The sequence below is a fragment of the Nocardia aurea genome, assembly GCF_003123685.1.
Classification (GTDB): domain Bacteria; phylum Actinomycetota; class Actinomycetes; order Mycobacteriales; family Mycobacteriaceae; genus Nocardia; species Nocardia aurea.
This window is the reverse complement of sequence record NZ_QCYJ01000144.1, coordinates 108,229-130,539: the sequence shown is the minus strand read 5'-3', so window position 1 is coordinate 130,539 and position 22,311 is coordinate 108,229. Positions and strand designations below refer to the sequence as shown.

Below are 22,311 nucleotides of genomic sequence, written 5' to 3'. Positions count from 1 at the left end.
CACCGCGGGCGGCGCGATGTCGCCCGCTATCTGCCGTGGCGGGACCGCGGCACGTCGTCGTAGTAGTCGTCGTCGAAATCCCGGCGGCTCCGCGCGGCGGCCGCGCCGTCGACCCTGCGCTCGGAGGTCACCGGAGCGCGCCGCCGTGCCGCGTCGGCGGGCCGCGCTGGTTCGAGCGGCGTGCGCGCGGGCTGCGCCCGCGTGCGCTCGGAACGTTCGCGCCCCGGCGTCTCCGGTACGGACCGCCCGTTGCGGATCGGCTCCTGCTCGGCCGACCGCGAATTCGCCGCACGGCGCGCGTTGCTCGCGGGCGTCTGTCGCCGCGCGTCCTGATCGCGCCGCGCGCCACCCTCGCGCGCGGCCGCGCCACGACGGGCGGGAGGATCCTCGGACGACGCCCGTCGGTCACGCGGCTCGGCCGCCACGACCGGCCTGCGCGCCGGACGATCGACCGGATAGTCGTCCTGATCGCGACGTCCGCGACGCCCGTCGCCGACCGGCTCGGCCGGAACCGCACCGTTCGCGCGTGCGGACGCGCTACGCGCCCGAGGCGACGGACCGGCGGGCTCAGGGCCGGGATCGCTCAGCGAGCGGCGGGACCGGCCGCCGGGGTCCCCCGTGAACGGTTGCCCCGAATCGTGGCCGCGTGATCGAGCGGCGGTGGGGTCGATCGCGGACTGCGGCCCCGAGTTGTGTGCCGCGCGGCGTGATCGGCTCGCCGCCGGATCGGCGATCGATCGCTGCTCCGCGTCGTGTGACGCGTTGCGTCGGCTGGACGTCGGGTCGATCGCCTGCTGTCGACCAGAATCGTGTGCGGGGCGGCGTGATCGGCTCGCGGTGGGGTCGACCGTGGCTTGCGGCCCCGAATCGTGGAGGCCGCGGCGGGATCGGGTCGGCGTCGAATCGGTGGCGGGCCGGACCGGCCAGTCGGATCGTGGCGCGGCCGGGCGGTCCTGGGCTGCGGCGCGGGCGCGCACGGGTCGGCCGTCGCGGTCCGCGTCGGAGTCGTCCGGACGGAACCGGGCGGCCGGTGGTGTCGCGATCCGGTCCGCACGCCCGCCTCGGTCCGGTTCCGGGGCGTGACGGTCGCGCGTCGCCGGTGCCACACGGTCGGCGGCGGCTCGCGCGGGCACGGCGCGCCTGCCTCCGGTGTCGGCACGGTCGGTCGCGGCGGACCCGTTGCGCCGTGTCGCGCCGGAGCGGCGCGCGGTCGCGTCGTCGCCGACCGGACGACGTCGCGGCCCGGCATCGTCGTAGCGGACGTCGTAATCGGAGTAGTCGTCGTAATCTGCGGGAGCGGGCCGGTAGTCGGACCGAGCGGCGGCGGCGAACAATTCGTCGTCCGGATCGTCGCGGTACTCGTCGTCGTATTCGTCCTCGAGGTCATCGAAGTCATCGAAGTCGCCGACGTCATCGAATTCGTCGTCGGCGCGTCGCTGTGGGATCACCCGGGCCAGCAGCCCGCGCGCCTGGTCGAGCCGGTCGCGCAAGGACGGCGGATAGTCCTGCGCGGGCGCGTAATCCGCGATGTCGTCGAGATCGGAGTCGTCGACGTCCCGGTCGGCACGGCGACCACCTCGGACCGACACCCGCGAGGGTTCGGGCGTGACCCGGGGGTTCGGGCCGGACGGCGGGCGCGTCGCGTCGCGTCGGACCGGCGCCGCGGGCGCGGCGGTCGTTCCCGCCGCGATGGCGGCGACCCGGCCGGTCTGCAATTCGCGTGGCAGCCCGCGTTTGAGGATCGGCAGTTTGCGGGTGGCGTGGCTGGGGTTGTCGCCCTTCTCGCGGTAGGTCGCGGTGATGCCGTGCGCGCGCACCCACGCGCCGGGGTCGCGGCGACTGTGCCGATCCAGTCGGGGGACGATCTCCTCGAGTAGTCGCACCAGTTCGCCGTCGCCGCCGCCGAGGGCGGTCCGGATCGCGGGGAAGGTATTGGGACGGAAGGTCCACGACCACTCGTGGGCCTGCGGGCCGTCGGAGATCTCCCTGCCGTGGAACACCAGATTGCCCGACGGCGCGATCCGCGCCCGGATCCGCCGTCCCTCGGATTCGAGCAGGAACTCACCGGATTCGCCGGTCTCGGCGGCTTCCTGTTCGGCGGTCCGATTGCTCAGCGAGATCTCGAACCAGGCCGCGGCGATCCCCGCGATTCCCAGGCAGGCCGCGAGCAGCACCTCGCCGAGCACATCCGAGAGCATCGAACTGCGGCTGCGTTCACAGGCGTAGAGAAAGACCAGGCTGCCGAGCACCAGGGCGGTGATACGGGCAAGCCGGTAGCGGGTGCTGGTCCCGAGTGTGGGGGCTGGCATCGGCAATACTCCCGAACAACATTCCGCTGGCGAATCACGTGGATGGTAAGCCCAGTGAGGCGTTCATGGCAGAGTTTGCGCTCGAGTGCCGCCGCGACGGCATCGGGGCAAACACGGAGCACACCCGGATACCCGATATCGCCCGACGACTCGATAACCTGGACCGGGCGCCCCGCCGGTCAGCGGGTACGCGCTGCTCGGCCGATGGGCACGGTTGGTCGTCTCCCAGTACTGTCGGCCGTATCGAAGACGGAAAGGTCGTCCGAATTTGCACCTGAAGAGCCTGACGTTGAAGGGGTTCAAATCCTTCGCGTCCGCGACGACACTGCGCTTCGAGCCCGGCATCACCTGTGTGGTCGGTCCCAACGGTTCGGGCAAATCCAATGTCGTCGACGCGCTCACCTGGGTCATGGGTGAGCAGGGTGCGAAGGCGTTGCGCGGCGGCAAGATGCAGGACGTCATCTTCGCCGGAACCACCGGCCGCGCGGCGCTCGGCCGCGCCGAGGTGACCCTGACCATCGACAACTCCGACGGCGCGTTGCCCATCGACTACGCCGAGGTGTCCATCACCCGGCGCATGTTCCGCGACGGCGCGGGCGAATACGAGATCAACGGCAGCTCCTGCCGTCTGATGGATGTGCAGGAACTGCTCAGCGATTCCGGCATCGGGCGCGAGATGCACGTCATCGTCGGACAGGGACAACTCTCGGCCATCCTGGAATCGCGTCCCGAGGACCGCCGCGCCTTCGTCGAAGAGGCCGCCGGTGTCCTCAAACACCGCAAGCGCAAAGAGAAGGCCGTCCGCAAACTCGAGGCGATGCAGGCCAATCTGGCTCGCCTGACCGACCTCACCACCGAATTGCGCCGCCAGCTCAAACCGCTCGGGCGGCAGGCCGAGGTCGCGCGACGCGCGCAGACCGTGCAGGCCGACCTGCGCGATTCGCGGATGCGCCTGGCCGCCGACGATCTCGTGACCCGCCGGGGTGAACTGGAGAGTCAGCAGAGCAAAGAGGCGTACGCGCGCGAGCAGCAGATCACCGTGCAGTCCGAACTCGACGCCGCCAACGCCGCGCTCGCCCAGCAGGAATTCCAGCTCTCCCGGCTCACGCCGAGTGCCGAGGCCGCCGCCCAGATCTGGTTCCAGCTCTCCGCGCTCGCCGAACGCGTGAACGCCACCCTCCGGATCGCCGGTGACCGGGCCCGGCACCTGCACACCGAGACCCAGGTCGGCACCGGGCGCGACCCCGACCAACTGGAGGCCGAGGCGGCGCGCGTCGAGGCCGAGGAAGCCGAGCTGCGCGAAGCGGTGGAGATGGCCACCGAAACCCTGGAGGCGGCTCGCGACGCGCTGCACGAGCGCGAGTACGCGGCAAAGGCCGCCGAACAGGCGCATCTGGCGGCGGTGCGGGCCATCGCGGATCGCCGCGAGGGTTTGGCCAGGCTCGCCGGACAGGTCGACAACCTGCGTACCCGGGGCCAATCGTTCGACGCCGATATCGCGAGACTGTCGCTGGCGATCACCGAGTCGCGGCAGCGCGGCGAGATCGCCGAAGCCGAATTCGAGTCGGTGCAGAACGAACTCGGGGAACTCGAAGCGGGTGAGGCCGGACTCGACGCCCAGCACGAACACGCGGTGCAAGCCATGACGCTGGCCGACCAGCGCGTCACCGAACTGCGCGAACAGGATCGCGACGCGAGTAAACGGGTCGCGTCGCTGAGCGCGCGCATCGAGGCGCTGAGCATGAATCTGGCGCGGCGTGACGGCGCGGCCTGGCTGGCCGAGCATCGCGCCGACGGGCTGCTCGGCCCGCTGTCCGGAATGCTGCGCGTGCACGGCGGTTTCGAGGCCGCGGTGGCCGCGACCCTCGGTCCGCTCGCCGATGCCGTGGCGGCCGAGACCGGCGACGGCGCGCACGCGGCGGTCCGGGCCTTGAAGGACGCCGACGGCGGACGGGTCGCGCTGGTCTTCGCCGCGGGAACGGCGACACCTCCGCTCGGTGCGCCCCTGCCCGAGTCCGCCCGCTGGCTCGGCGATGTGGTCGACTGCCCCGAACAGGTGCGCGGGGCGATCGCGGCGCTCACCGCGGGCGTGGCGGTGGTGTCCGACCTCGCCGAGGCGACGCGATTGATCGCCGAACATCCGCAATTGCGGGTCGTCACCCGCGACGGTGACCTGGCCGGAAGCGGCTGGGTGCTCGGCGGTTCCGATCGCGCGCCCAGCCAGTTGGAGATCCAGGCCGACATAGATACGGCCGCGGCCGACCTCACCGCCGCGCAGCGACGCGCCGAGGAATTGGAAGCGGCGCTGTCCGGCGCGCTGGACGAACAGGCCGACCGCAAGGACGCCGTCGACCAGGCGCTGCTGGCGCTGCACGAATCCGATCAGGCGCTGACCGGGATCTACGACCGGCTCGGCAGACTCGGCGAGGCCGCCCGCGCCGCCGAGCGCGACAGCGAACGGCTCACCGGACAGCGCGATGTGGCCGAGGCGAACCGTGAGGAATCCCTCACCGCGCTGGCCGAATTGGAGGATCGACTGCGCGCGGTCGAACTGGAACAGGGCGACGACGACGGAGCGGGCGCGGCGGGCACCGAATCGGCCGGACGTGACCGTGAGGAAGCCGCCGCCGCGTTGGCCGAGGCCCGCTCGATGGAGGTCGAGGCGCGCCTGTCGGTCCGCACCGCCGAGGAACGCGCGGAATCGGTACGGGGCAAAGCCGATTCGTTGCGTCGCGCGGCCCGCGCCGAACGGGAGGCGCGTGCCCGCGCCGAACGGGCGCAGGCCGCGCGTCGCCAAGCCGCCGGAGTCGCCGCCGCGGTCGCCGAATCCGGTGCGAGGATCGCCGCCGAACTGGAGAAGGTGGTGGCCGAGGCGAGCGCGCGACGCGACGACCTGGTGCGCCGCCGCACCGAGGCCGCGGCCCAGGTGGACCAGGTCAAAGAGCGGGTGCGGGCGCTGGCCGTCCAGCTGTCCCAGCTCACCGACACGGTGCACCGCGACGAGGTCGCCAAGGCGCAGGCGGCGCTGCGCATCGAACAGCTGGAGGCGAATATCGCCGAGCAGTTCGGTATCGCGCTGTCGGATCTGATCGCCGAATACGGCCCGGACGTGCCGCTGCCGCCCTCGGATCTGGAATGGCAGGAATACGAACAGGCCAAGGAGCGCGGCGAGCAGGTCACCGCGCCCGCCCCCATGCCCTACGACCGCGCGAGCCAGGAGCGCCGGGCCAAACGCGCCGAGAAGGATCTCACCACCCTCGGCAAGGTGAACCCGCTCGCGCTCGAGGAGTTCGCCGCGCTCGAGGAGCGCTACAACTTCCTCGCCACCCAGCTCGAGGATGTCAAGAGCGCCCGTAAGGATCTGCTGGAGGTGGTCGCCGAAGTCGACGCGCGCATCCTGCAGGTCTTCACCGAGGCCTACGAGGACGTGGAACGCGAATTCGTCGGCGTTTTCGCGAAACTGTTCCCCGGCGGCGAGGGCAGGCTGGTGCTCACCGACCCCTCCGACATGCTGACCACTGGTATCGAGGTGGAGGCGCGGCCGCCGGGCAAGAAGGTCAAACGTTTGTCGCTGCTGTCCGGCGGCGAGAAATCGCTGACCGCAGTGGCATTGCTGGTCGCCATCTTCCGGGCCCGCCCGTCACCGTTCTACGTGATGGACGAGGTCGAGGCCGCGCTCGATGACACCAACCTGCGGCGTCTGATCGGGTTGTTCGAGCAGTTGCGCGAGAAGAGTCAGCTGATCGTCATCACGCACCAGAAGCCGACCATGGAGATCGCCGACGCCCTCTACGGCGTGAGCATGCGCGGCGACGGCATCACGCAGGTCATCTCCCAGCGTCTGCGCGGAGACGAGCCGTCGCCGGTGCGGTCCGCGAGCTGAGATCCACCGTCGCGAGGTATGCCCGTTCGATCAGCGTCCGGCGTCGGCCCGCTGCTGCTCGCGCTGGGTCGCGAGTTTCGCGGATCCGCCCGTGGTCAGCCAGGTTTCGAGGGTGAGCAGGCCGGGGTGCAGTTCCCGCAGCGCCGGGATGTCGGCACGCCAGCCGCCGGTTTCGCGTGACAGACGCCAGGCACCGGCGATCTCGGTGCCGAACGCCTCGGCTTCGGACTCGGTGAGTTCCCGGTAGCGGACGGGGTGACCGGTGACGCGGGTGATGATCGCCGCGGCCTCGTCGGGGGTGGGATCGTCACCGGCGATCTCGAGGATTTCGCCGTGGAAGCGATCGGGATTCGCGAAGGCCATGGCGGCGAACACCCCGATATCGGCCACCGCGATCATCTGCAACGGCCGATCGGCCCGGAAGATGTGGTGGTTCACGCCGTCGGCGATGCCGTCGACAGGGAAATCCCGGATCAGGTAGTTCTCCATGAACCGCACCGGGCGCAGCACCGTGTAGCGGGTCTCGCCGTCGATCAGCGCCGCTTCGATACGTCGCTTGCCCGCCGCGTCGCGCTGGGCGTCGCCGCTCATCGAGGCGACTCCGGTGAACACGACGTGCTCGACTCCGGCGCGCGCGGCGGCCTCGATGACATGGATGCCGCGGCTCGCCTCCAGATCGACATCCCACCCGGTGGGCCCGAAGGCCACCGGCGGCACCAGGAAGACACCGCGCGTGCCCGCGACCGCCGGTGCCAGACTCTCGGGCCGGTCGAGGTCACCGGTCACCAGTTCCGCGCCGGACGCGGCGAGATCCCGCGCGGCGGCCGACTGTGGGTCGCGGACCAGCGCCCGCACGGCGATGCCGTCGGCGAGGAGTCTGCGCGCGGTGGCGCCGCCCTGCTGGCCGGTCGCTCCGGTGACCAGGATCGGATCGTGCTGAGAGGACATGCTGACCTTTCGTTTCCGGACGATGTCGTCCGATCGGGCGATCTCGGTAGAATCGGGTCGTATGACCCGTATCGGCACCGTATGGCGCCGCTGCGAACCTGGCCAGCAACCGAAATGGAAGGCCGTAACGAATGTCTGCCCCTTCGCTCCGGCACGACGGGTTCGGTCGCGCCGACGCGCGCCGCAATCGCGGCCGTGTGCTCGATGCCGCTCAACGCGCCTTCGCGGAAAACGGGACCGGGGTGTCGCTCATCGAGATCGCGCGGCGGGCAGGCGTCGGCGCGGGCACCGTGTACCGACACTTCCCGACGAAAACCGATCTGCTGGAAGCGGTTATGCAGCAGCGGGTGGACGGTCTGGCCCGGCTGGCCACCTCTCGCCTCGGCGATCCCGACCCCGGGGCCGCCTTCTTCGCGGTCTGCACCGAGGTGGTCGCCCGCAGCCCCGGTAACCAGGCACTCTGCGATCTGGTCCAATCCGACGACGGCTGGCCGAAGGCCCTGTTGCGCGGTGCGGGGGAACGCTTCCAACGCGCGCTGGAGGAACTGCTGCGCGCCGCGCAGCGTCAAGGGTCGGTCCGCGCCGATATCACCGTCGCCGATGTCCAGGATCTGTTCACCGGATGCGTTGCGATCCAGCGATATCAACGCCCCGACGGACAATTGGTTCGCGCCGCCGCCCTGGTGCTCGACGCGTTGCGCACCAATCCCACCGCGCCTTCGGTGACGAAACACGCTCCCGAGAGTGATGACCGCGACGAAACAAGGGACCGTAACGAAAGTGCCACACTCGCGCGGTGCCCGATCTGTCGCGGCCCGGTGCGCAGGACCGGAATGGGGCGGCCCGCGCGATATTGCTCGGCGGCCTGCCGTCAGAAGGCGCACCGCAGGCGTCGGGCTATCGGGTCGGCTTCGTGAGCGCGACGCGCCGCTGAACCGGTGGACGGGACCGTCGCGCCGTCGACGTCGACCGATTCGGCCGATCGGTCCGCGAGGTGAACGAGCGGTTCCGACGTACGGGCGAGTGTGCTGCCTTCGCATCGGCGTCTGGCGCACGGTGGTTGTGAGCGGCGTTCGCATGGGGGAAGCGGTCGCGTCCGGGCATGCGTGAGCCCGACAGCCGGACCGCGTGCGGGCTGTCGTGGATCAGGGCGTCGGTGGGGGACTCAGAGCAGGTCGCTGACGTCGTCGGGCACGTCGACGGCGTATTTCCGCAAGATCTCGACGGAGATCACTTCCAGCGCGTTCTCGTGGGTGGCGGCCAGTACGACGGGGGCGGCGACGCCGTCCTCGTGCGCGTGCAGCCAGCGCACCGCGACCACACACCAGCGGTCGCCCGGTTGCAGTCCGGGGAAATTGTTCTCCGGACGCGGCGTACTCAAGTCGTTCCCGATGGACGCCTGATGCTCGAGGAACTCGGCCGTGACAACAGTGCATACAGTATGGCTTCCCAGATCCTCCGGCCCGGTACTGCAGCAGCCGTCCCGGTAGAACCCGGTGAGAGGATCGGCGCCGCACTCTTCCAGCGGCCCCCCAAGCACGTTTCGATCGGTCACGTGGCCGATCCTATTGTCACTTCGCGAGAAGTTCCGCAGGACAAGAAATCTCGGGGGCTGTGTCGATGGCCTCTTCGCCGCCGTCAGCGCATGCCCGCGCGCCGACTACCTGCGGCGCGACGCGGAGACCGGCATCCGCGCCGGGTTCTGCAAGGATGGTCGCGTGAGTTCCGAAGCCTGGATTCTGATCGCCGTTGTCGCCGCGCTGCTGCTGGTGGCGTTTGTGGCCGGATTCGTCCTGTACAAGCGTCGCCGCGTATCGCTGACGCCACCGACCGAGGAAAAGGAGCTGACCGACCGATCGGGTGGTTACACCGCCTCGGGCGGCTTCAGCTTCAGCCAGGGCGGCACGGCGACGCCGACACGCCCGGAGCCCGCGCCGATCGAACGGACCGACACCGAGGGCCAACCGCATATCGGTGACGACGCCGCGATCCCTCGCGACGCACCGAAGCGAGGGATCACCAACGTCGCGCTGCCCGACACCGACGTGGAAACCGTCGAGAAGGGGGCCGGGACCGAGACGCAACCGGCCACCGATACCGCCACTGGCACGTCCGGCACCGCGACCGTCGACGGGGCGAGCACCGCGCCCGAGACATCCGCACCCGGCACTCTCGCGCCTGATAACGCCGGTGCCGACGGAGCCGGATCCGGCACGCTCACGCCGGAGACCACCGATACCGGCACGCTCGCACCCGATACCACCGCGCCCGATACCACCGCGCCCGATACCGACGACACCGGCACGGCCGCGCCGGAAGCCGCCGCGCCCGGCGTCACGACGGCAGGAACCGACGGAACCGCCGTCGCCGAACCGGAAACACCGTCCGCGACCGTCGAACCCCCCGCCACCATCACACCGGAGACAGTCCTCACCGCGCCGGAGACCACCGCTCCCGCCCTCGAGGAGATAGAACCCACCGCGGGCCGCCTCATCCGCCTGCGCGGCCGTCTGTCGCGCTCCCAGAACGCCGTGGGCAAGAGCCTGCTCGGTCTGCTCGGCGGCGGCGATCTCGACGAGGACTCCTGGGAAGAGGTCGAGGACACCCTCGTCCTCGCCGACCTCGGCACCGCCAGCACCGCCGCCATCGTCACCCGACTGCGCGAGGAAATGGCACTCCGCAGCGTGCGCACCACCGATCAGGCCCGCGACGTGCTGCGCGACGTCTTGATCGAAGCGCTGCGCCCCGAACTCGACCGATCGGTGCGCGCGCTACCGCACGACGACCACCCGTCGATCCTGCTCGTCGTCGGCGTCAACGGCACCGGAAAGACCACCACCACCGGCAAACTGGCCCGGGTACTCGTCGCCGACGGCCGCCGGGTACTGCTCGGCGCGGCCGACACCTTCCGCGCCGCCGCCGCCGACCAACTACAGACCTGGGGTGAACGGGTCGGGGCCGAGACCGTCCGCGGCAAGGAAGCCTCCGACCCCGCCGCCGTCGCCTTCGACGCCGTCGCCGCGGGAATCGAACGCGGCGTCGACGTGGTCCTCATCGACACCGCGGGCCGCCTGCACACCAAAACCGGCCTGATGGACGAACTCGGCAAGGTCAAACGCGTCGTCGAGAAGAAGGCGAAAGTCGACGAAGTACTGCTCGTACTCGACGCCACCGTCGGCCAGAACGGCCTCACCCAAGCCAGGGTCTTCGCCGAAGTCGTCGACATCAGCGGTGTGGTGCTCACCAAACTCGACGGGACGGCCAAAGGCGGAATCGTCTTCCAGGTTCAGCACGAGCTGGGGGTCCCGGTGAAACTCGTCGGGCTCGGCGAGGGCGCCGACGATCTGGCGCCGTTCGAGCCCGGAGCCTTCGTCGACGCGCTGTTAGGTTAGGCCGCGCCTGCGGCGCGGCGTGGTTCGCGGCCCCGATGTCTCGCGTCCGAGCGGTCGAGACTCGCGCCTGCGGCGCATGCGCTTCGACCGCTCGGACGCGAGACGGCCGCGAACCGGGCGCTCGTAAGACTCGCGCCGGCGGGCTGGGTTTGGTTTGGAGGGTTCGTGCCGGGGCTCACCGTGGGTGGGGCCGGTTTGGTTTGGAGGGTTCGTGCCGGGGCTCATCGTGGGTGGGGCCGGGTTGGTTCGGAGGGTTCGTATCGCGGCTCATCGTGGGTGGGGCGGGTTTGGTTCGGAGGGTTGGTTTGAGGCTCACCGTGGGTGGGGGTTGTGCGGAGGGTTTGCTGATTTTCGGTTGATCGCAGATTTCCTCGTGAAGGGGGAGGGGGAGGTGACGTTCTTTCTGTCCTCGCGCGGAGATTCCGCAAACATCGCGCGCTCCCCGGGGGAATGTGACGCATGACCTACTGTCGGGTAGTCATATTTCGGGTGGCGCGGCACCGGCTTCACGCGGGGGCGGAAACCCGTGGTGTACACCGTGAAACGTGGTGGCAACACAACTCCGCCATCCGTTCACGCAGGTGAAACATTGCAGCATGACGGATGAAACACCGAGTGAGGAACCTCTTGTGCAGGTCCATTTGCCGGAGTCGGCTGGGCCCGAGATGAGGAGGACATTAAGGTGGCATTTCCCGTAATCGGCGCGCCGGACGCCGGTGACACCGCATGGATGCTGGCCAGTTCAGCACTCGTGCTCTTGATGACACCCGGACTCGCGTTCTTCTACGGCGGCATGGTCCGCTCCAAGAACGTGCTGAACATGATCATGATGAGCATCAGCTCCATGGGCTTGATCACGATCCTGTGGGTGCTGTACGGCTTCTCGCTGACATTCGGCGAGGACAAAGGCAATCTCATCGGAGACCCGGGTCAATATTTCGGTTTGAAGAGCGTATTCGGCGGTAGCTACCTTGCCTCCACCGATCCGGCGGCACCTGCCGCGGTTCCCTTGAACGGAACCATCCCGTTGTCGGTATTCGTCGCGTTCCAGCTCATGTTCGCGATCATCACCGTCGCACTCATCTCGGGCGCTGTCGCCGATCGACTCAAGTTCGGCTCCTGGCTCGTCTTCGCCGGTATCTGGGCGACCGTCGTGTACTTCCCGGTGGCGCACTGGGTGTTCGCGTTCGACGGCTACACCGGTGAGGCCGGTGGCTGGATCGCCAACAACTTGAAGGCGGTCGACTTCGCCGGTGGTACCGCGGTCCACATCAACGCCGGCGCCGCCGGTCTGGTGCTGGCCATCGTCCTCGGCAAGCGCAAGGGCTGGCCGGGCACGCCGTTCCGTCCGCACAACCTGCCGTTCGTCATGCTCGGCGCCGGTCTGCTGTGGTTCGGCTGGTACGGCTTCAACGCCGGTTCGGCCGTCGGCTCCAACGGCATCGCCGGTGCCACCTTCCTCACCACCACGATCGCCACGGCCGCGGCCATGCTGGCGTGGATCCTGGTCGAGAAGTTCCGTGACGGCAAGCCCACCTCGCTGGGCGCCGCCTCGGGCATCGTGGCCGGTCTGGTCGCCATCACCCCGGCGTGTTCCTCGGTGAACGCGCTGGGCGCCGTGGTCGTCGGTGTCGTCGCGGGTGCCCTGTGCGCCCTGGCGGTCGGCCTGAAGTTCAAGTTCGGCTTCGACGATTCGCTCGACGTGGTCGGCGTCCACCTCGTCGGTGGTCTGGTCGGCACCCTGCTCGTCGGTCTGGTCGCCGCGCCGGAAGCTCCGGCGGCGGTCGAGGGCTTGTTCTACGGTGGTGGGATCGAGCAGTTGAAGCTGCAGGCCGTCGGTGCGTTCACCGTGCTTGCCTACTCCCTGGTCGCAACGGCCGTGATCGCGTACGCCATCAAGTTCACGATCGGCCTGCGTAAAGACGAGGAGGGCGAGTCGGTGGGTCTGGACGAGTCCGAGCACGCGGAGACCGCATACGATTTCGCTGCTGTGGGTGGCACGGCACGCTCGCTCGTCAAGGAGGCATGACGACAATGAAACTGATCACGGCAATCGTCAAACCGTTCACACTCGAGGACGTGAAGTCCGGGCTCGAACAGGCGGGCGTGCTCGGTATGACCGTCAGCGAGGTGCAGGGTTACGGACGGCAGAAGGGCCACACCGAGGTGTACCGCGGTGCGGAGTACTCGGTCGATTTCGTGCCGAAGGTCCGGGTCGAGGTCGTCGTCGACGACGCGTCGGTCGACAAGGTCGTCGAGGTGATCGTCGAGGCCTCGCGTACCGGCAAGATCGGTGACGGCAAGGTCTGGGTGACGCCCGTCGAGGCGATCATCCGGGTCAGGACCGGCGAACGCGGCACCGACGCGCTGTAAGCGCAAGGTCGACACGAAAAATCGAAATCGAGCAGCGGCTCCGCTCCCACCGGAATTCCGGTCGGAGCGGGGCCGCAAGCATCTGACGGGCGGTGGGGTAGTGGGTAGCGATCGTGACAGCGGAGACCGGGTTTCCAACGGTGCCGCCGATCTGGTCAGGGCACGGGAACAATTACTCGACGGCGGAATGCCCCGTAATCCTCGGCTCGACGCGGAATCATTGCGTTCGGCCCTGGTCGACCTCTACGAATTATGGCTTTCCAGTAAAGGATCCGAACTAGGGATCACCGCCGACAGCGGACTGTCGGTCGTCGCGGTCGGCGGGCTCGGGCGCAGGGAGATGCTGCCGTACTCGGATCTGGATCTGGTGCTGCTGCACGACAATGTCGATCCGGCGCGGGTCGCCGAGGTCGCCGACCAACTCTGGTACCCCCTCTGGGACGCCCACATCAAACTCGACCACAGTGTTCGCACCGTCCCGCAGGCATTGCGTGTCGCCAACGACGATCTGATCGCCGCGCTCGGCATGTTGGAGGCCAGGCATATCGTCGGTGACGTCGAACTGAGCAACCTGCTGATCGGCGGGGTGCGACGGGAATGGCGCAACGGAATTCGTTCGCGCTTCGACGAGTTGATCGCCCAGGCCGCCACCCGCTGGCAGCGCAGCGGCGAGATCGCGCACCGGGCCGAACCCGATCTGAAGAACGGTCGCGGTGGGTTGCGCGATATCCAACTGCTCGACGCCCTTTCCATCGCCCAGCTGACCGACGCGATGCCGGGCCTGGGCCCCGACGTGCCCGGCGGCGGGCTCAAACAGGCCCACCGCAGGCTGCTCGACGTCAGGACGGAATTGCACCGGGTCGCGGGCCGGGCGCGAGATCAGTTGCGCGCCCAGGACGCCGACGAGATCGGCGCGGCCCTGCGGATCGGGGACCGCTTCGATCTGGCTCGCACACTGAGCGATTCCGCGCGCACGGTGAGTTACTCCGTCGATGTCGGCCTGCGGACCGCCGCGAACGCGCTGCCGAGGCGCGGTCTGGCGCGGCTGCGCCGGATGCCGGTGCGACGACCACTCGATGAGGGGGTGGTCGAGCACGCGGGCGAGGTGGTGCTGGCGCGAGACGCCCGCCCGCAACGTGATCCCGGCCTGATCATGCGGGTTTCGGCGGCCTCGGCGCAGACCGGGCTGCCGATGTCGGCGACCACCTTGAACCGGTTGTCGGAGGACGCGCCCGAATTGCGGGAGCCGTGGCCCAAGGACGCGCTCAACGATCTGCTGGTGCTGCTCGGCGCGGGTCGCGGCACCATCGACGCGATCGAGGCGCTCGACCGCACCGGGTTGTGGGGCAGACTGCTGCCCGAATGGGGCGCGGTACGCGATCTCCCGCCGCGCGACGCGGTGCACACCTGGACCGTTGATCGCCATCTCATGGAGTGCGTCGCCTACGCCAGCGCACTGGTCACCCGGGTCGCCCGCCCCGACCTGCTCATGCTCGGCGCGCTGCTGCACGACATCGGCAAGGGACGCGCGGGCGATCACAGTGTCGTCGGCGCGGAACTGGCCACCCACATCGGACGTCGGCTCGGGCTGTGGCCATCGGATGTGCGGACCCTCAGCGCGATCGTGCGCTACCACCTGCTGCTGCCCGAGACCGCGACCCGCCGCGACCTGGCCGACCCCGACACGGTGCAGCACGTCGTCGACGCGCTCGACGGCGACGTGCAATTACTGGAACTGCTGCACACCCTCGCCGAGGCGGATTCGCTGGCGACCGGGCCCGGCGTGTGGGGGGACTGGAAGGCCTCGCTCATCGGCGAACTGGTGCGCCGATGCCGTCTGGTCATGGCCGGTGACCCGCTGCCGACACCGGAACCCATCGCCGCGGAACTGCTGGAAAGGGCCGAGGCGGGCGGGGTGCACGTCGATCTGCGTCCGGGCGAGGGCAAGTACACCTACACCGTCACGGTGATCGCGCCCGACGCGGCGGGTCTGCTCTCCGACGCCGCGGGTGTGCTCGCGTTGCATTCGCTGCGTGTGCTCTCGGCCTCGGTGGGCGGTGAGGGCCGCTCGGCGATCAATACCTTCGTGGTCTCACCGAAATTCGGCGATCCGCCCGAAGCCGGGCTGCTGCGCCAGGAACTGATCAGGGCGACCTCGGGCGAACTCGATCTGACCGCGCTGCTCGCCAAGCGGGAACGCGAGGCGACCGGTGTCGGCCCGAGTCCCTACGCGCAGGCTCAGCCTCGGGTGATCTGGTTCGACGGCTCGAGTGAGGGCCAGGCGATCCTGGAACTGCGCGCCGAGGACCGGATCGGACTGCTGAGCAGGCTGGCCGCGACCTTCGCCGCGGCGGGCGCGAACGTGCGGTGGGCGAAGGCGGTCACGATGGGCTCCGCGGTGGTGGACGTGTTCGGTCTCGAGCTGGGTTCCGACACCGGTCCGGCGCGGCGCGAGGCAATCGAGAAGGCGGTCCTGGAAGTGGTGCCCCGACCCGCGCCCAAGAAGCCCGACGACCCGTCGACACCGGGCGGCGATCAGGTTTCCTAGTTATTTGCCAAATGTCCAGTCCGCTCGCCGATCTCCGGCTGTTCCAGTAAGAAGAGCCAGCAATCAAACCGTTGCAGACTATTTGCTGGAACATATCGGCGTGCTGCCTTGCGCACCCTACGATCAGAGCGTCCCGCCCTATCGCCTTAGTACGAGGGGAGCATGTCGGTGGCAATTGAGGTTGTTTCGGCTTCGATGATGACGAGTGACGAGACGACACATATGGCTCGGTGTGTCGGCGGCGACCGCTGGGTCGTTTCCTGGCTACCCGGGCGCACCCTGACCGGCAGGCAGGCGGTGACCGCGATGACCATCGCCACCACCGTCGCCACCCGCGAGATGCGGACCGGTGCGGAGTGGGCCCTGCTCGACGACCTCGCGTTGGAATTGGGGCTCACCGCCCGCGAGGCGACATTCATGGTGGCCCTGGAGAACCACGACTATCGCAAGACGGTCGAGCCGCGCGCTCGCGTGCTCGACTGATCGAACTCCTGTGACCTCGGAGGACACACCGGTTGCGCGCCGGTACGGGTGATCCGATTACCCTTGACGGTAATCGTCTCACTACGCGGTGCACCCGCTTGCCGCCGTCCCCAGTGATGTCCCCCGAGATCAGGAGCGCGATCGGTGTTCGAATCCCTGTCCGACCGGCTTACCGGTGCCCTCAAGGATCTGCGCGGTAAGGGGCGTCTGTCACCGGCCGACATCGACGCCACCTGCCGCGAGATCCGACTCGCCCTCCTCGACGCCGACGTCGCGCTGCCCGTCGTGCGCGGATTCATCGCCAAGATCAAGGAACGCGCCAAGGGAGCCGAAGTCTCCGCGGCGCTCAATCCGGCCCAGCAGGTCGTCAAGATCGTCAACGAGGAACTGGTCACCATCCTCGGCGGCGAGACCCGCAGGCTCACCCTCGCCAAGAATCCGCCGACCGTGGTCATGCTCGCGGGTCTACAGGGCGCCGGTAAGACGACGCTGGCGGGCAAACTCGCGAAATGGCTGAAGGGACAGGGACATCAGCCGCTGCTGGTCGCGTGTGACCTCCAGCGTCCCGGCGCCGTCACCCAGTTGCAGGTCGTCGGTGAGCGCGCGGGCGTCCCCGTCTTCGCGCCGCATCCCGGCACTTCCGTCGGCGCGGGCGCGAATCCGCTCGGCATCACCGCCGCCGACCCGGTCGCGGTCGCCCGCGACGGTGTCGCCGAAGCCAAGGCCAAACAGTACGACGTGGTGATCGTCGACACCGCGGGTCGCCTCGGTATCGACGCCGAGCTGATGCGCCAGGCCGCCGGTATCCGCGACGCGGTCCAGCCGGACGAAACCCTGTTCGTCCTCGACGCGATGATCGGCCAGGACGCGGTGAGCACCGCGGAGGCGTTCCGTGACGGCGTCGGTTTCACCGGTGTCGTGCTCACCAAACTCGACGGCGACGCCCGCGGCGGCGCGGCGCTGTCGGTCCGCAATGTGACCGGCGCGCCGATCATGTTCGCCTCCACCGGTGAGAAGCTCGAGGATTTCGATGTCTTCCACCCGGACCGCATGGCCAGCCGCATTCTCGGCATGGGCGACGTGCTCACCCTCATCGAGCAGGCCGAACAGGTCTACGACGCGCAGGCGGCCGAAGAGGCCGCGCGCAAGATGGGCAGCGGCGAGCTCACGCTGGAGGATTTCCTCGATCAGATGCTCGCCATCCGCAAGATGGGCCCGATCGGCAACCTGCTCGGCATGCTGCCCGGCGCGGGCCAGATGAAAGACGTGCTGGCCCAGGTCGACGACAAACAACTCGACCGGGTGCAGGCCATCATCCGCGGTATGACCCCCGCCGAGCGGGACAACCCCAAGATCATCAACGCCTCGCGCAGACTGCGCATCGCCAACGGCTCCGGCGTACAGGTCTCCGAGGTGAACCAACTCGTCGACCGCTTCTTCGACGCCAAGAAGATGATGGCCATGATGGGCCGCCAGATGGGCATGCCCGGCGCGCGTCGCGGAAACAACCGCAAGGGTAAGAAGGGCAAGAAGGGCGGTCGCGGACCGACCCCGCCGAAGATGCGCGGCGGAATCCCCGGAATGCCCGCCGGAATGCCGGGGCTGCCGCCGGGGATGGACATCTCGAATATGCCGCCCGGTCTCGACCAGTTGCCGCCCGGACTCGAAGGTTTCGACCTGAGCAAGTTCAAATTCCCGAAACAGTAGGCGCTACCTGCTCCCGAATCGGCCGCCGTCGAAATTCCGACGGCGGCCGATTCGCGTCTGTTCGTGGCGGCCGCGCAGTGGTGATCCCGTCCCGGGTGCGCGACATGCGCATCGCCCCCGCCCACTCGGTGTCATAGTGGAAAGGGGTGATGAAAAGGGGAAACGCTCGAACACGGAAGGCACGATCATGGAATTGGGACTGTCGACCACACTGCACACCGGTTTCGACCAGGCCGTCGATCGCACCCGTGACGCGCTCGCCCGGCAGGGTTTCGGTGTCCTGACCGAAATCGATATGCGCGCCACCATGAAGGCCAAACTCGACGTGGATATGGAGGATTACCTCATCCTCGGCGCGTGCAATCCGTCGCTGGCGCACCGTGCCGTCGGCGTCGACCGCAGGATCGGGCTGCTGCTGCCCTGCAATGTCATCGTGCGCCGTGATCCCGACGCCGAGACCGACATCATCGTCGAGGCGATGAATCCGCAGGTGATGGTCGAGGTCACCGACGACCGGGCGCTGTGCCCCGTCGCGGAGGACGCGACCGTCGCGCTGCAAGCGGCGATCGACTCGCTGACGACGGTGCGTCCGTAACCGCTCCGGCCTCCACGTCGGCCGTCACCGCGAGTTCGTCTCGGTCGGTCTCTGCCGTCGTGTCGCCGATCGGTGGGCGCGGTAGGTTCGACACAGCCGAGACGTCAGGAGGTCGCTGTGCATCTACGCGGGGTGGTTCTGCCCGATGACGAGGTGCGGGATCTGTGGGTCCACGACGGGCTGGTGACCGACGAGCCGGTGCCGGGGGCCGAAACCCTGTGTGACACAGGCTGGATCGTGCCGGGCCTGGTCGACGCGCACTGCCACGTCGGAATCCGGTACGGCGGCGGACACGAGGACCGCGACGGCGCCGTCGCGCAGGCCGAGACCGAGCGTGACGCGGGCGCGCTGCTGCTGCGCGACGCCGGATCGCCGATCGACACCAGGTTCATCGACGACCACGACGAATTGCCGCGCATCATCCGCGCGGGCCGGCACATCGCCCGCCCCAAGCGCTATATCCGCGAACTCGGCATCGAACTCGACGACGAGCGCGACCTGCCCGATATCGTCGCCGAACAGGCCCGTTTCGGCGACGGCTGGGTCAAGATCGTCGGCGACTGGATCGACCGTTCGGTCGGCGATCTGCGTCCGTTGTGGAGCGACGCGATCCTGAAGGACGCCATCGAGGCCGCCCACGCCAACGGCGCCCGCGTCACCGCCCACGTCTTCGGCGAGGACGCGCTGCCCGGCCTGATCAACGCCGGAATCGACTGCCTCGAACACGGCACCGGACTCACCGACGACACCGTCGCCATGATGGTCGAACACGGCACCGCCCTGGTGCCGACCCTCATCAATATCGACACCTTCCCCGACATCGCCGACGGCGCGGGCAAATTCCCCACCTACGCCGCCCACATGCGTGACCTGCACCGTCGCGTGCGCGGCACCGTCGCCAACGCCTACGACGCGGGCGTCCCCATCTACGCGGGCACCGACGCGGGCGGCTCCATCCGCCACGGCCGCATCGCCGACGAGATCACCGCGCTCACCGCCGCGGGCCTGTCCCCGCACGACGCCCTCGGCGCCGCCTCCTGGAATGCCCGCACCTGGCTCGGCAGCCCCTCCATCACCCCCGGCGCCCCCGCCGACTTCGTCGTCTACCGCGAAGACCCCCGAATCAACCCGGCCATGCTCACTGCCCCGCAATGGGTCGTGTTGCGCGGGTGCGTCGTCGAATCGGGCCCGGTAACAGGCCACCGCTGACCGGGGCGACGTTAGAGTGAATGTGGTTTTCTGTGTATTCGAGCAGTTGGCGAGTTCGAGTTCGAATCAAGCGGTTGAGCGGCGGCACGCGACGGGAGATCGGAAGATATGACGACGAGCTCCGAGGTTGAGATGATCCACCCCCTGGGGTCGAAGACCGTGGCAGACTGGCTGGCCGAAGAGCAGCCGTCTGATGGATCTCGACTCGAACTGATTCTGGGGTACTTCCACATGACGCCACCACCCGGTGGGCCACACCAGCATGCCGCGTTCAAGTTGTCGATGTTGCTTCACGAGTCACTGTGCCGCGCGGGGCGCACCGATCTCCATGTTCTGCCCGCGGTAGGTGTGCGGATCAGCACAGCCTTCCGCACGGGTGTGATCCCTGACATCGCAGTTGTGAACGTAGACGTAAATCGCACGAGTTTCGCACCGGAGGAACTGATCCTCGCGGTGGAGGTGTGGTCACCCGGCAATAGCAGGGAAGAGCGGGACACCAAGGTTGCCGGATACGCGTCGGCACGGGTTCCATTTCTGTGGGTCGTCGAACTCCCCGAAGGCCGCCCGGCCCGGTTCGAGGGCTATCGACTCGGCGAAACCGGCTACCGCCAAGAGGTTTTCGCCGCTGCGGGGGAGACCGTGACCGCGCCCGGACCCGTTCCCATCGAGGTGGACACCACTGCTCTGCGCTGAATCGGCCACACCGCCGTGCTCGAATCGCGAGCAGGTGGCCTGTTACCGAGATCGGTGAACTCTTCGGCGTAGCAGCGATGAGTTCCTGTCCGCTGTCGCGTCCAGATCGACAAGACCTATTGCGACAGGAGGTTCGAGATGCGGGATCTGGTGGTCACCCAGAACATCACGGTCGACGGGGTCATCGATGCGAGCGAGGGATGGTTCACCGTCGGTGACGACGCCGCGGACGATTCCGATATCAACGCCGAGTTGATGACGCACACCGCCGCCTGTGACGCGGTGCTGTTCGGCCGGGTCACCTTCGAGCAGATGCGCGGGTACTGGCCCGAACAGACCGACGACAAAACCGGGATCACCGACGATCTGAACGAGATGACCAAATACGTCGTGTCGGGGTCGCTCGGTGATCCGGGCTGGCGGAACTCGGTCGTCCTGCGCGGGGTGGACGAGGTCAGGGCGCTCAAGGAGCAGCCGGGCATGGATATCGTGAGCACCGGCAGTATCACGCTGGTGCACGCGCTGATCGCGGCGGACCTGGTCGACGAATACCGTCTGTTCGTCTATCCGGTCGTTGTCGGGCACGGTGCCCGGCTGTTCGTCGACGGCGCGGCGGTCCCGGCGTTGCGGCTGGTCGAGAGCAAACCGTTCCGGTCCGGTGTGGTCTTGCTGCGGTACCGGACGACGTCGACGGAAGGCGCGCCGGCACGGTGAGCGACGACGTCGGCCCCGACCGGGTCGACACCCTCGCTCCGACCGAGGCGATTTCCGGGCGCGGCGGCCGGTCTGGCACAATGATCCACCGTCCTTCCTGGACAGTGTCAGCCCGTCTCCGGTCACGTACCGCGCGGCGGTCACACACTCCAAGCGTGAAACCGGGCTCGCAGACCGTGCGAGTCGCTGAATCGCGCCGTGACCAACCACCGAAAGAGGCAGATCAGCATGGCTGTTCGCATCAAACTCACCCGTCTGGGCAAGATCCGCAACCCGCAGTACCGCATCGTCATCGCGGACGCCCGCACTCGTCGTGACGGCCGGGCCATCGAGTCCATCGGCAAGTACCACCCCAAGGAAGAGCCGTCGCTGATCGAGGTCGACTCCGAGCGCGTGCAGTACTGGCTGGGTGTCGGCGCGCAGCCGACCGAGCCCGTGCAGCGGCTGCTGGAGATCACCGGCGACTGGCAGAAGTTCAAGGGCCTGCCGGGCGCCGAGGGCACCCTGAAGCTGAAGGCCGAGAAGCCGTCCAAGCTGGACCTGTTCAACGCCGCGCTGGCCGCCGCCGACAACGCGCCGACCGCCGACGCCGTCACCCCGAAGAAGAAGGCCGCCAAGAAGGACGAGGCCGCCGCCGAGGCGACCGCCGAGACCGAGGCTGCCGAATAAATGAGTGCCGTCGTCGCCGATGCCGTCGAACATCTGGTTCGCGGTATCGTCGCCAACCCGGATGACGTCCGCGTCGAGCTGATCACCGGCCGCCGCGGGCGCACCGTCGAGGTGCACGTGCACCCCGAGGACCTGGGCAAGGTCATCGGGCGTGGCGGTCGTACCGCGACCGCGCTGCGCACCCTGGTCGCCGGAATCGGCGGCAGGGGCATCCGGGTCGACGTGGTCGATACCGATCAGTAGATGGAACTCGTCGTAGGACGGGTCGCCAAGTCGCACGGTGTGCGCGGCGAACTCGTCGTCGAGGTTCGCACCGACGAGCCGGAGGCGCGTTTCGCGCCGGGCGTCACCCTGCGCGGTCGGCTGCGGTCGAAAGAGGTTCGTGACTTCACCGTGGAGTCGGCCCGTGAACATTCGGGTCGGCTCCTGGTTTTCGTCGCCGGAATCGCCGACCGCACCGCCGCCGACGCGATACGCGGCGTCCTGTTCTTCGTCGACAGTGACGACCTGCCGCCCTCGGGCGATTCGGACGAGTACTACGACCACGAGCTGGAGGGCCTCGCCGTCCAGCTCACCGACGGGACCGCGATCGGCACCGTGACCGAGGTATTGCATTCCGCCGCGGGAGAACTGCTTTCGGTGCGCGCGGCCGAGGACGGCAGGGAGATCCTGATCCCGTTCGTCAATGCCATCGTGCCCACCGTGTCGCTGGCAGATCGGCTCGTCGTCATCGATCCGCCCGAAGGGCTGCTCGATCCGGAGTAGGGGTGGCACAGCACTCGGCACCG

Annotated in this window: 18 protein-coding genes; 15 read left to right on the top strand and 3 right to left on the bottom strand. The window is 68.6% G+C overall.

The annotated features are described in order from the left end of the window. Positions 1-26: 26 nt before the first annotated feature. Complete coding sequence (locus tag DAT37_RS37365; RefSeq protein WP_109529653.1) at positions 27-2,309, bottom strand: hypothetical protein; 2,283 nt, start codon at positions 2,307-2,309, stop codon at positions 27-29. A 268-nt stretch (positions 2,310-2,577) separates the two neighbouring features. On the opposite strand from DAT37_RS37365, the gene smc reads away from it, so the two are divergent. Further along, the gene (smc, locus tag DAT37_RS37360) at positions 2,578-6,192 is read left to right on the top strand and encodes a chromosome segregation protein SMC (RefSeq protein WP_109529652.1); all 3,615 of its coding nucleotides are present in this window, start codon (positions 2,578-2,580) and stop codon (positions 6,190-6,192) included. 30 nt (positions 6,193-6,222) lie between these two features. Here the strand turns inward: smc and DAT37_RS37355 are convergent, their stop codons facing one another. After that, positions 6,223-7,140 carry an NmrA/HSCARG family protein gene (locus DAT37_RS37355; RefSeq protein WP_109529708.1) on the bottom strand — a complete coding sequence of 306 codons (918 nt, stop codon included), beginning with the start codon at positions 7,138-7,140 and terminating at the stop codon, positions 6,223-6,225. A 131-nt stretch (positions 7,141-7,271) separates the two neighbouring features. On the opposite strand from DAT37_RS37355, the gene DAT37_RS37350 reads away from it, so the two are divergent. After that, entirely contained in the window at positions 7,272-8,057 is a 786-nt protein-coding gene (locus tag DAT37_RS37350) for a TetR/AcrR family transcriptional regulator (protein WP_109529651.1), read from the top strand. A 248-nt stretch (positions 8,058-8,305) separates the two neighbouring features. Here the strand turns inward: DAT37_RS37350 and DAT37_RS37345 are convergent, their stop codons facing one another. Then, on the bottom strand, positions 8,306-8,695 hold the full coding sequence (locus tag DAT37_RS37345) for a DUF2237 family protein (protein WP_109529650.1): 390 nt from the start codon (positions 8,693-8,695) through the stop codon (positions 8,306-8,308). A gap of 163 nt (positions 8,696-8,858) precedes the next feature. Between DAT37_RS37345 and ftsY the strand changes: the two genes are divergently transcribed. The 13 genes from ftsY (at position 8,859) to rimM (ending at position 22,288) form a co-directional block, all read left to right on the top strand. Continuing rightward, on the top strand, positions 8,859-10,532 hold the full coding sequence (gene ftsY, locus DAT37_RS37340; RefSeq protein ID WP_109529707.1) for a signal recognition particle-docking protein FtsY: 1,674 nt from the start codon (positions 8,859-8,861) through the stop codon (positions 10,530-10,532). Positions 10,533-11,214: 682 nt separating this feature from the next. Then, positions 11,215-12,561 carry an ammonium transporter gene (locus DAT37_RS37335; protein WP_109529649.1) on the top strand — a complete coding sequence of 449 codons (1,347 nt, stop codon included), beginning with the start codon at positions 11,215-11,217 and terminating at the stop codon, positions 12,559-12,561. A gap of 5 nt (positions 12,562-12,566) precedes the next feature. Further along, positions 12,567-12,905, top strand: coding sequence for a P-II family nitrogen regulator (locus tag DAT37_RS37330; protein ID WP_039799550.1), 339 nt, complete (start codon positions 12,567-12,569; stop codon positions 12,903-12,905). A 100-nt stretch (positions 12,906-13,005) separates the two neighbouring features. Further along, entirely contained in the window at positions 13,006-15,453 is a 2,448-nt protein-coding gene (locus DAT37_RS37325) for a [protein-PII] uridylyltransferase (RefSeq protein WP_269814832.1), read from the top strand. A gap of 198 nt (positions 15,454-15,651) precedes the next feature. After that, positions 15,652-15,936 carry a hypothetical protein gene (locus DAT37_RS37320; RefSeq protein WP_408637484.1) on the top strand — a complete coding sequence of 95 codons (285 nt, stop codon included), beginning with the start codon at positions 15,652-15,654 and terminating at the stop codon, positions 15,934-15,936. A gap of 144 nt (positions 15,937-16,080) precedes the next feature. After that, positions 16,081-17,643, top strand: coding sequence for a signal recognition particle protein (ffh, locus tag DAT37_RS37315; protein ID WP_109529646.1), 1,563 nt, complete (start codon positions 16,081-16,083; stop codon positions 17,641-17,643). Between the two features lie 187 nt (positions 17,644-17,830). Beyond that, positions 17,831-18,238: a DUF302 domain-containing protein gene (locus tag DAT37_RS37310; RefSeq protein ID WP_109529645.1), complete on the top strand. Its 408-nt coding sequence runs from the start codon at positions 17,831-17,833 to the stop codon at positions 18,236-18,238. Positions 18,239-18,355: 117 nt separating this feature from the next. Continuing rightward, positions 18,356-19,447 (top strand): amidohydrolase family protein, encoded by a 1,092-nt coding sequence (locus DAT37_RS37305; protein WP_109529644.1) that lies wholly within the window; start codon positions 18,356-18,358, stop codon positions 19,445-19,447. Between the two features lie 108 nt (positions 19,448-19,555). Beyond that, positions 19,556-20,140, top strand: a complete 585-nt coding sequence (locus DAT37_RS37300) for a Uma2 family endonuclease (protein WP_109529643.1) — start codon at positions 19,556-19,558, stop codon at positions 20,138-20,140. Positions 20,141-20,278: 138 nt separating this feature from the next. Next, entirely contained in the window at positions 20,279-20,854 is a 576-nt protein-coding gene (locus DAT37_RS37295; protein WP_109529642.1) for a dihydrofolate reductase family protein, read from the top strand. 228 nt (positions 20,855-21,082) lie between these two features. Then, on the top strand, positions 21,083-21,523 hold the full coding sequence (rpsP, locus tag DAT37_RS37290; protein ID WP_109529641.1) for a 30S ribosomal protein S16: 441 nt from the start codon (positions 21,083-21,085) through the stop codon (positions 21,521-21,523). Then, positions 21,524-21,766 (top strand): RNA-binding protein, encoded by a 243-nt coding sequence (locus DAT37_RS37285; RefSeq protein ID WP_067782143.1) that lies wholly within the window; start codon positions 21,524-21,526, stop codon positions 21,764-21,766. Beyond that, positions 21,767-22,288: a ribosome maturation factor RimM gene (gene rimM, locus DAT37_RS37280; protein ID WP_109529640.1), complete on the top strand. Its 522-nt coding sequence runs from the start codon at positions 21,767-21,769 to the stop codon at positions 22,286-22,288. The last annotated feature ends 23 nt before the right edge of the window (positions 22,289-22,311 follow it).

Bases quoted from the DNA above. Each gene is read 5' to 3' on its own strand.
- DAT37_RS37365 (WP_109529653.1), bottom strand. From the start codon at position 2,309: ATGCCAGCCCCCACACTCGGGACCAGCACCCGCTACCGGCTTGCCCGT.
- DAT37_RS37355 (WP_109529708.1), bottom strand. From the start codon at position 7,140: ATGTCCTCTCAGCACGATCCGATCCTGGTCACCGGAGCGACCGGCCAG.
- DAT37_RS37350 (WP_109529651.1), top strand. From the start codon at position 7,272: ATGTCTGCCCCTTCGCTCCGGCACGACGGGTTCGGTCGCGCCGACGCG.
- DAT37_RS37330 (WP_039799550.1), top strand. From the start codon at position 12,567: ATGAAACTGATCACGGCAATCGTCAAACCGTTCACACTCGAGGACGTG.
- DAT37_RS37320 (WP_408637484.1), top strand. From the start codon at position 15,652: ATGACGAGTGACGAGACGACACATATGGCTCGGTGTGTCGGCGGCGAC.
- DAT37_RS37310 (WP_109529645.1), top strand. From the start codon at position 17,831: ATGGAATTGGGACTGTCGACCACACTGCACACCGGTTTCGACCAGGCC.
- DAT37_RS37300 (WP_109529643.1), top strand. From the start codon at position 19,556: ATGACGACGAGCTCCGAGGTTGAGATGATCCACCCCCTGGGGTCGAAG.
- DAT37_RS37295 (WP_109529642.1), top strand. From the start codon at position 20,279: ATGCGGGATCTGGTGGTCACCCAGAACATCACGGTCGACGGGGTCATC.
- rpsP (WP_109529641.1), top strand. From the start codon at position 21,083: ATGGCTGTTCGCATCAAACTCACCCGTCTGGGCAAGATCCGCAACCCG.
- DAT37_RS37285 (WP_067782143.1), top strand. From the start codon at position 21,524: ATGAGTGCCGTCGTCGCCGATGCCGTCGAACATCTGGTTCGCGGTATC.
- rimM (WP_109529640.1), top strand. From the start codon at position 21,767: ATGGAACTCGTCGTAGGACGGGTCGCCAAGTCGCACGGTGTGCGCGGC.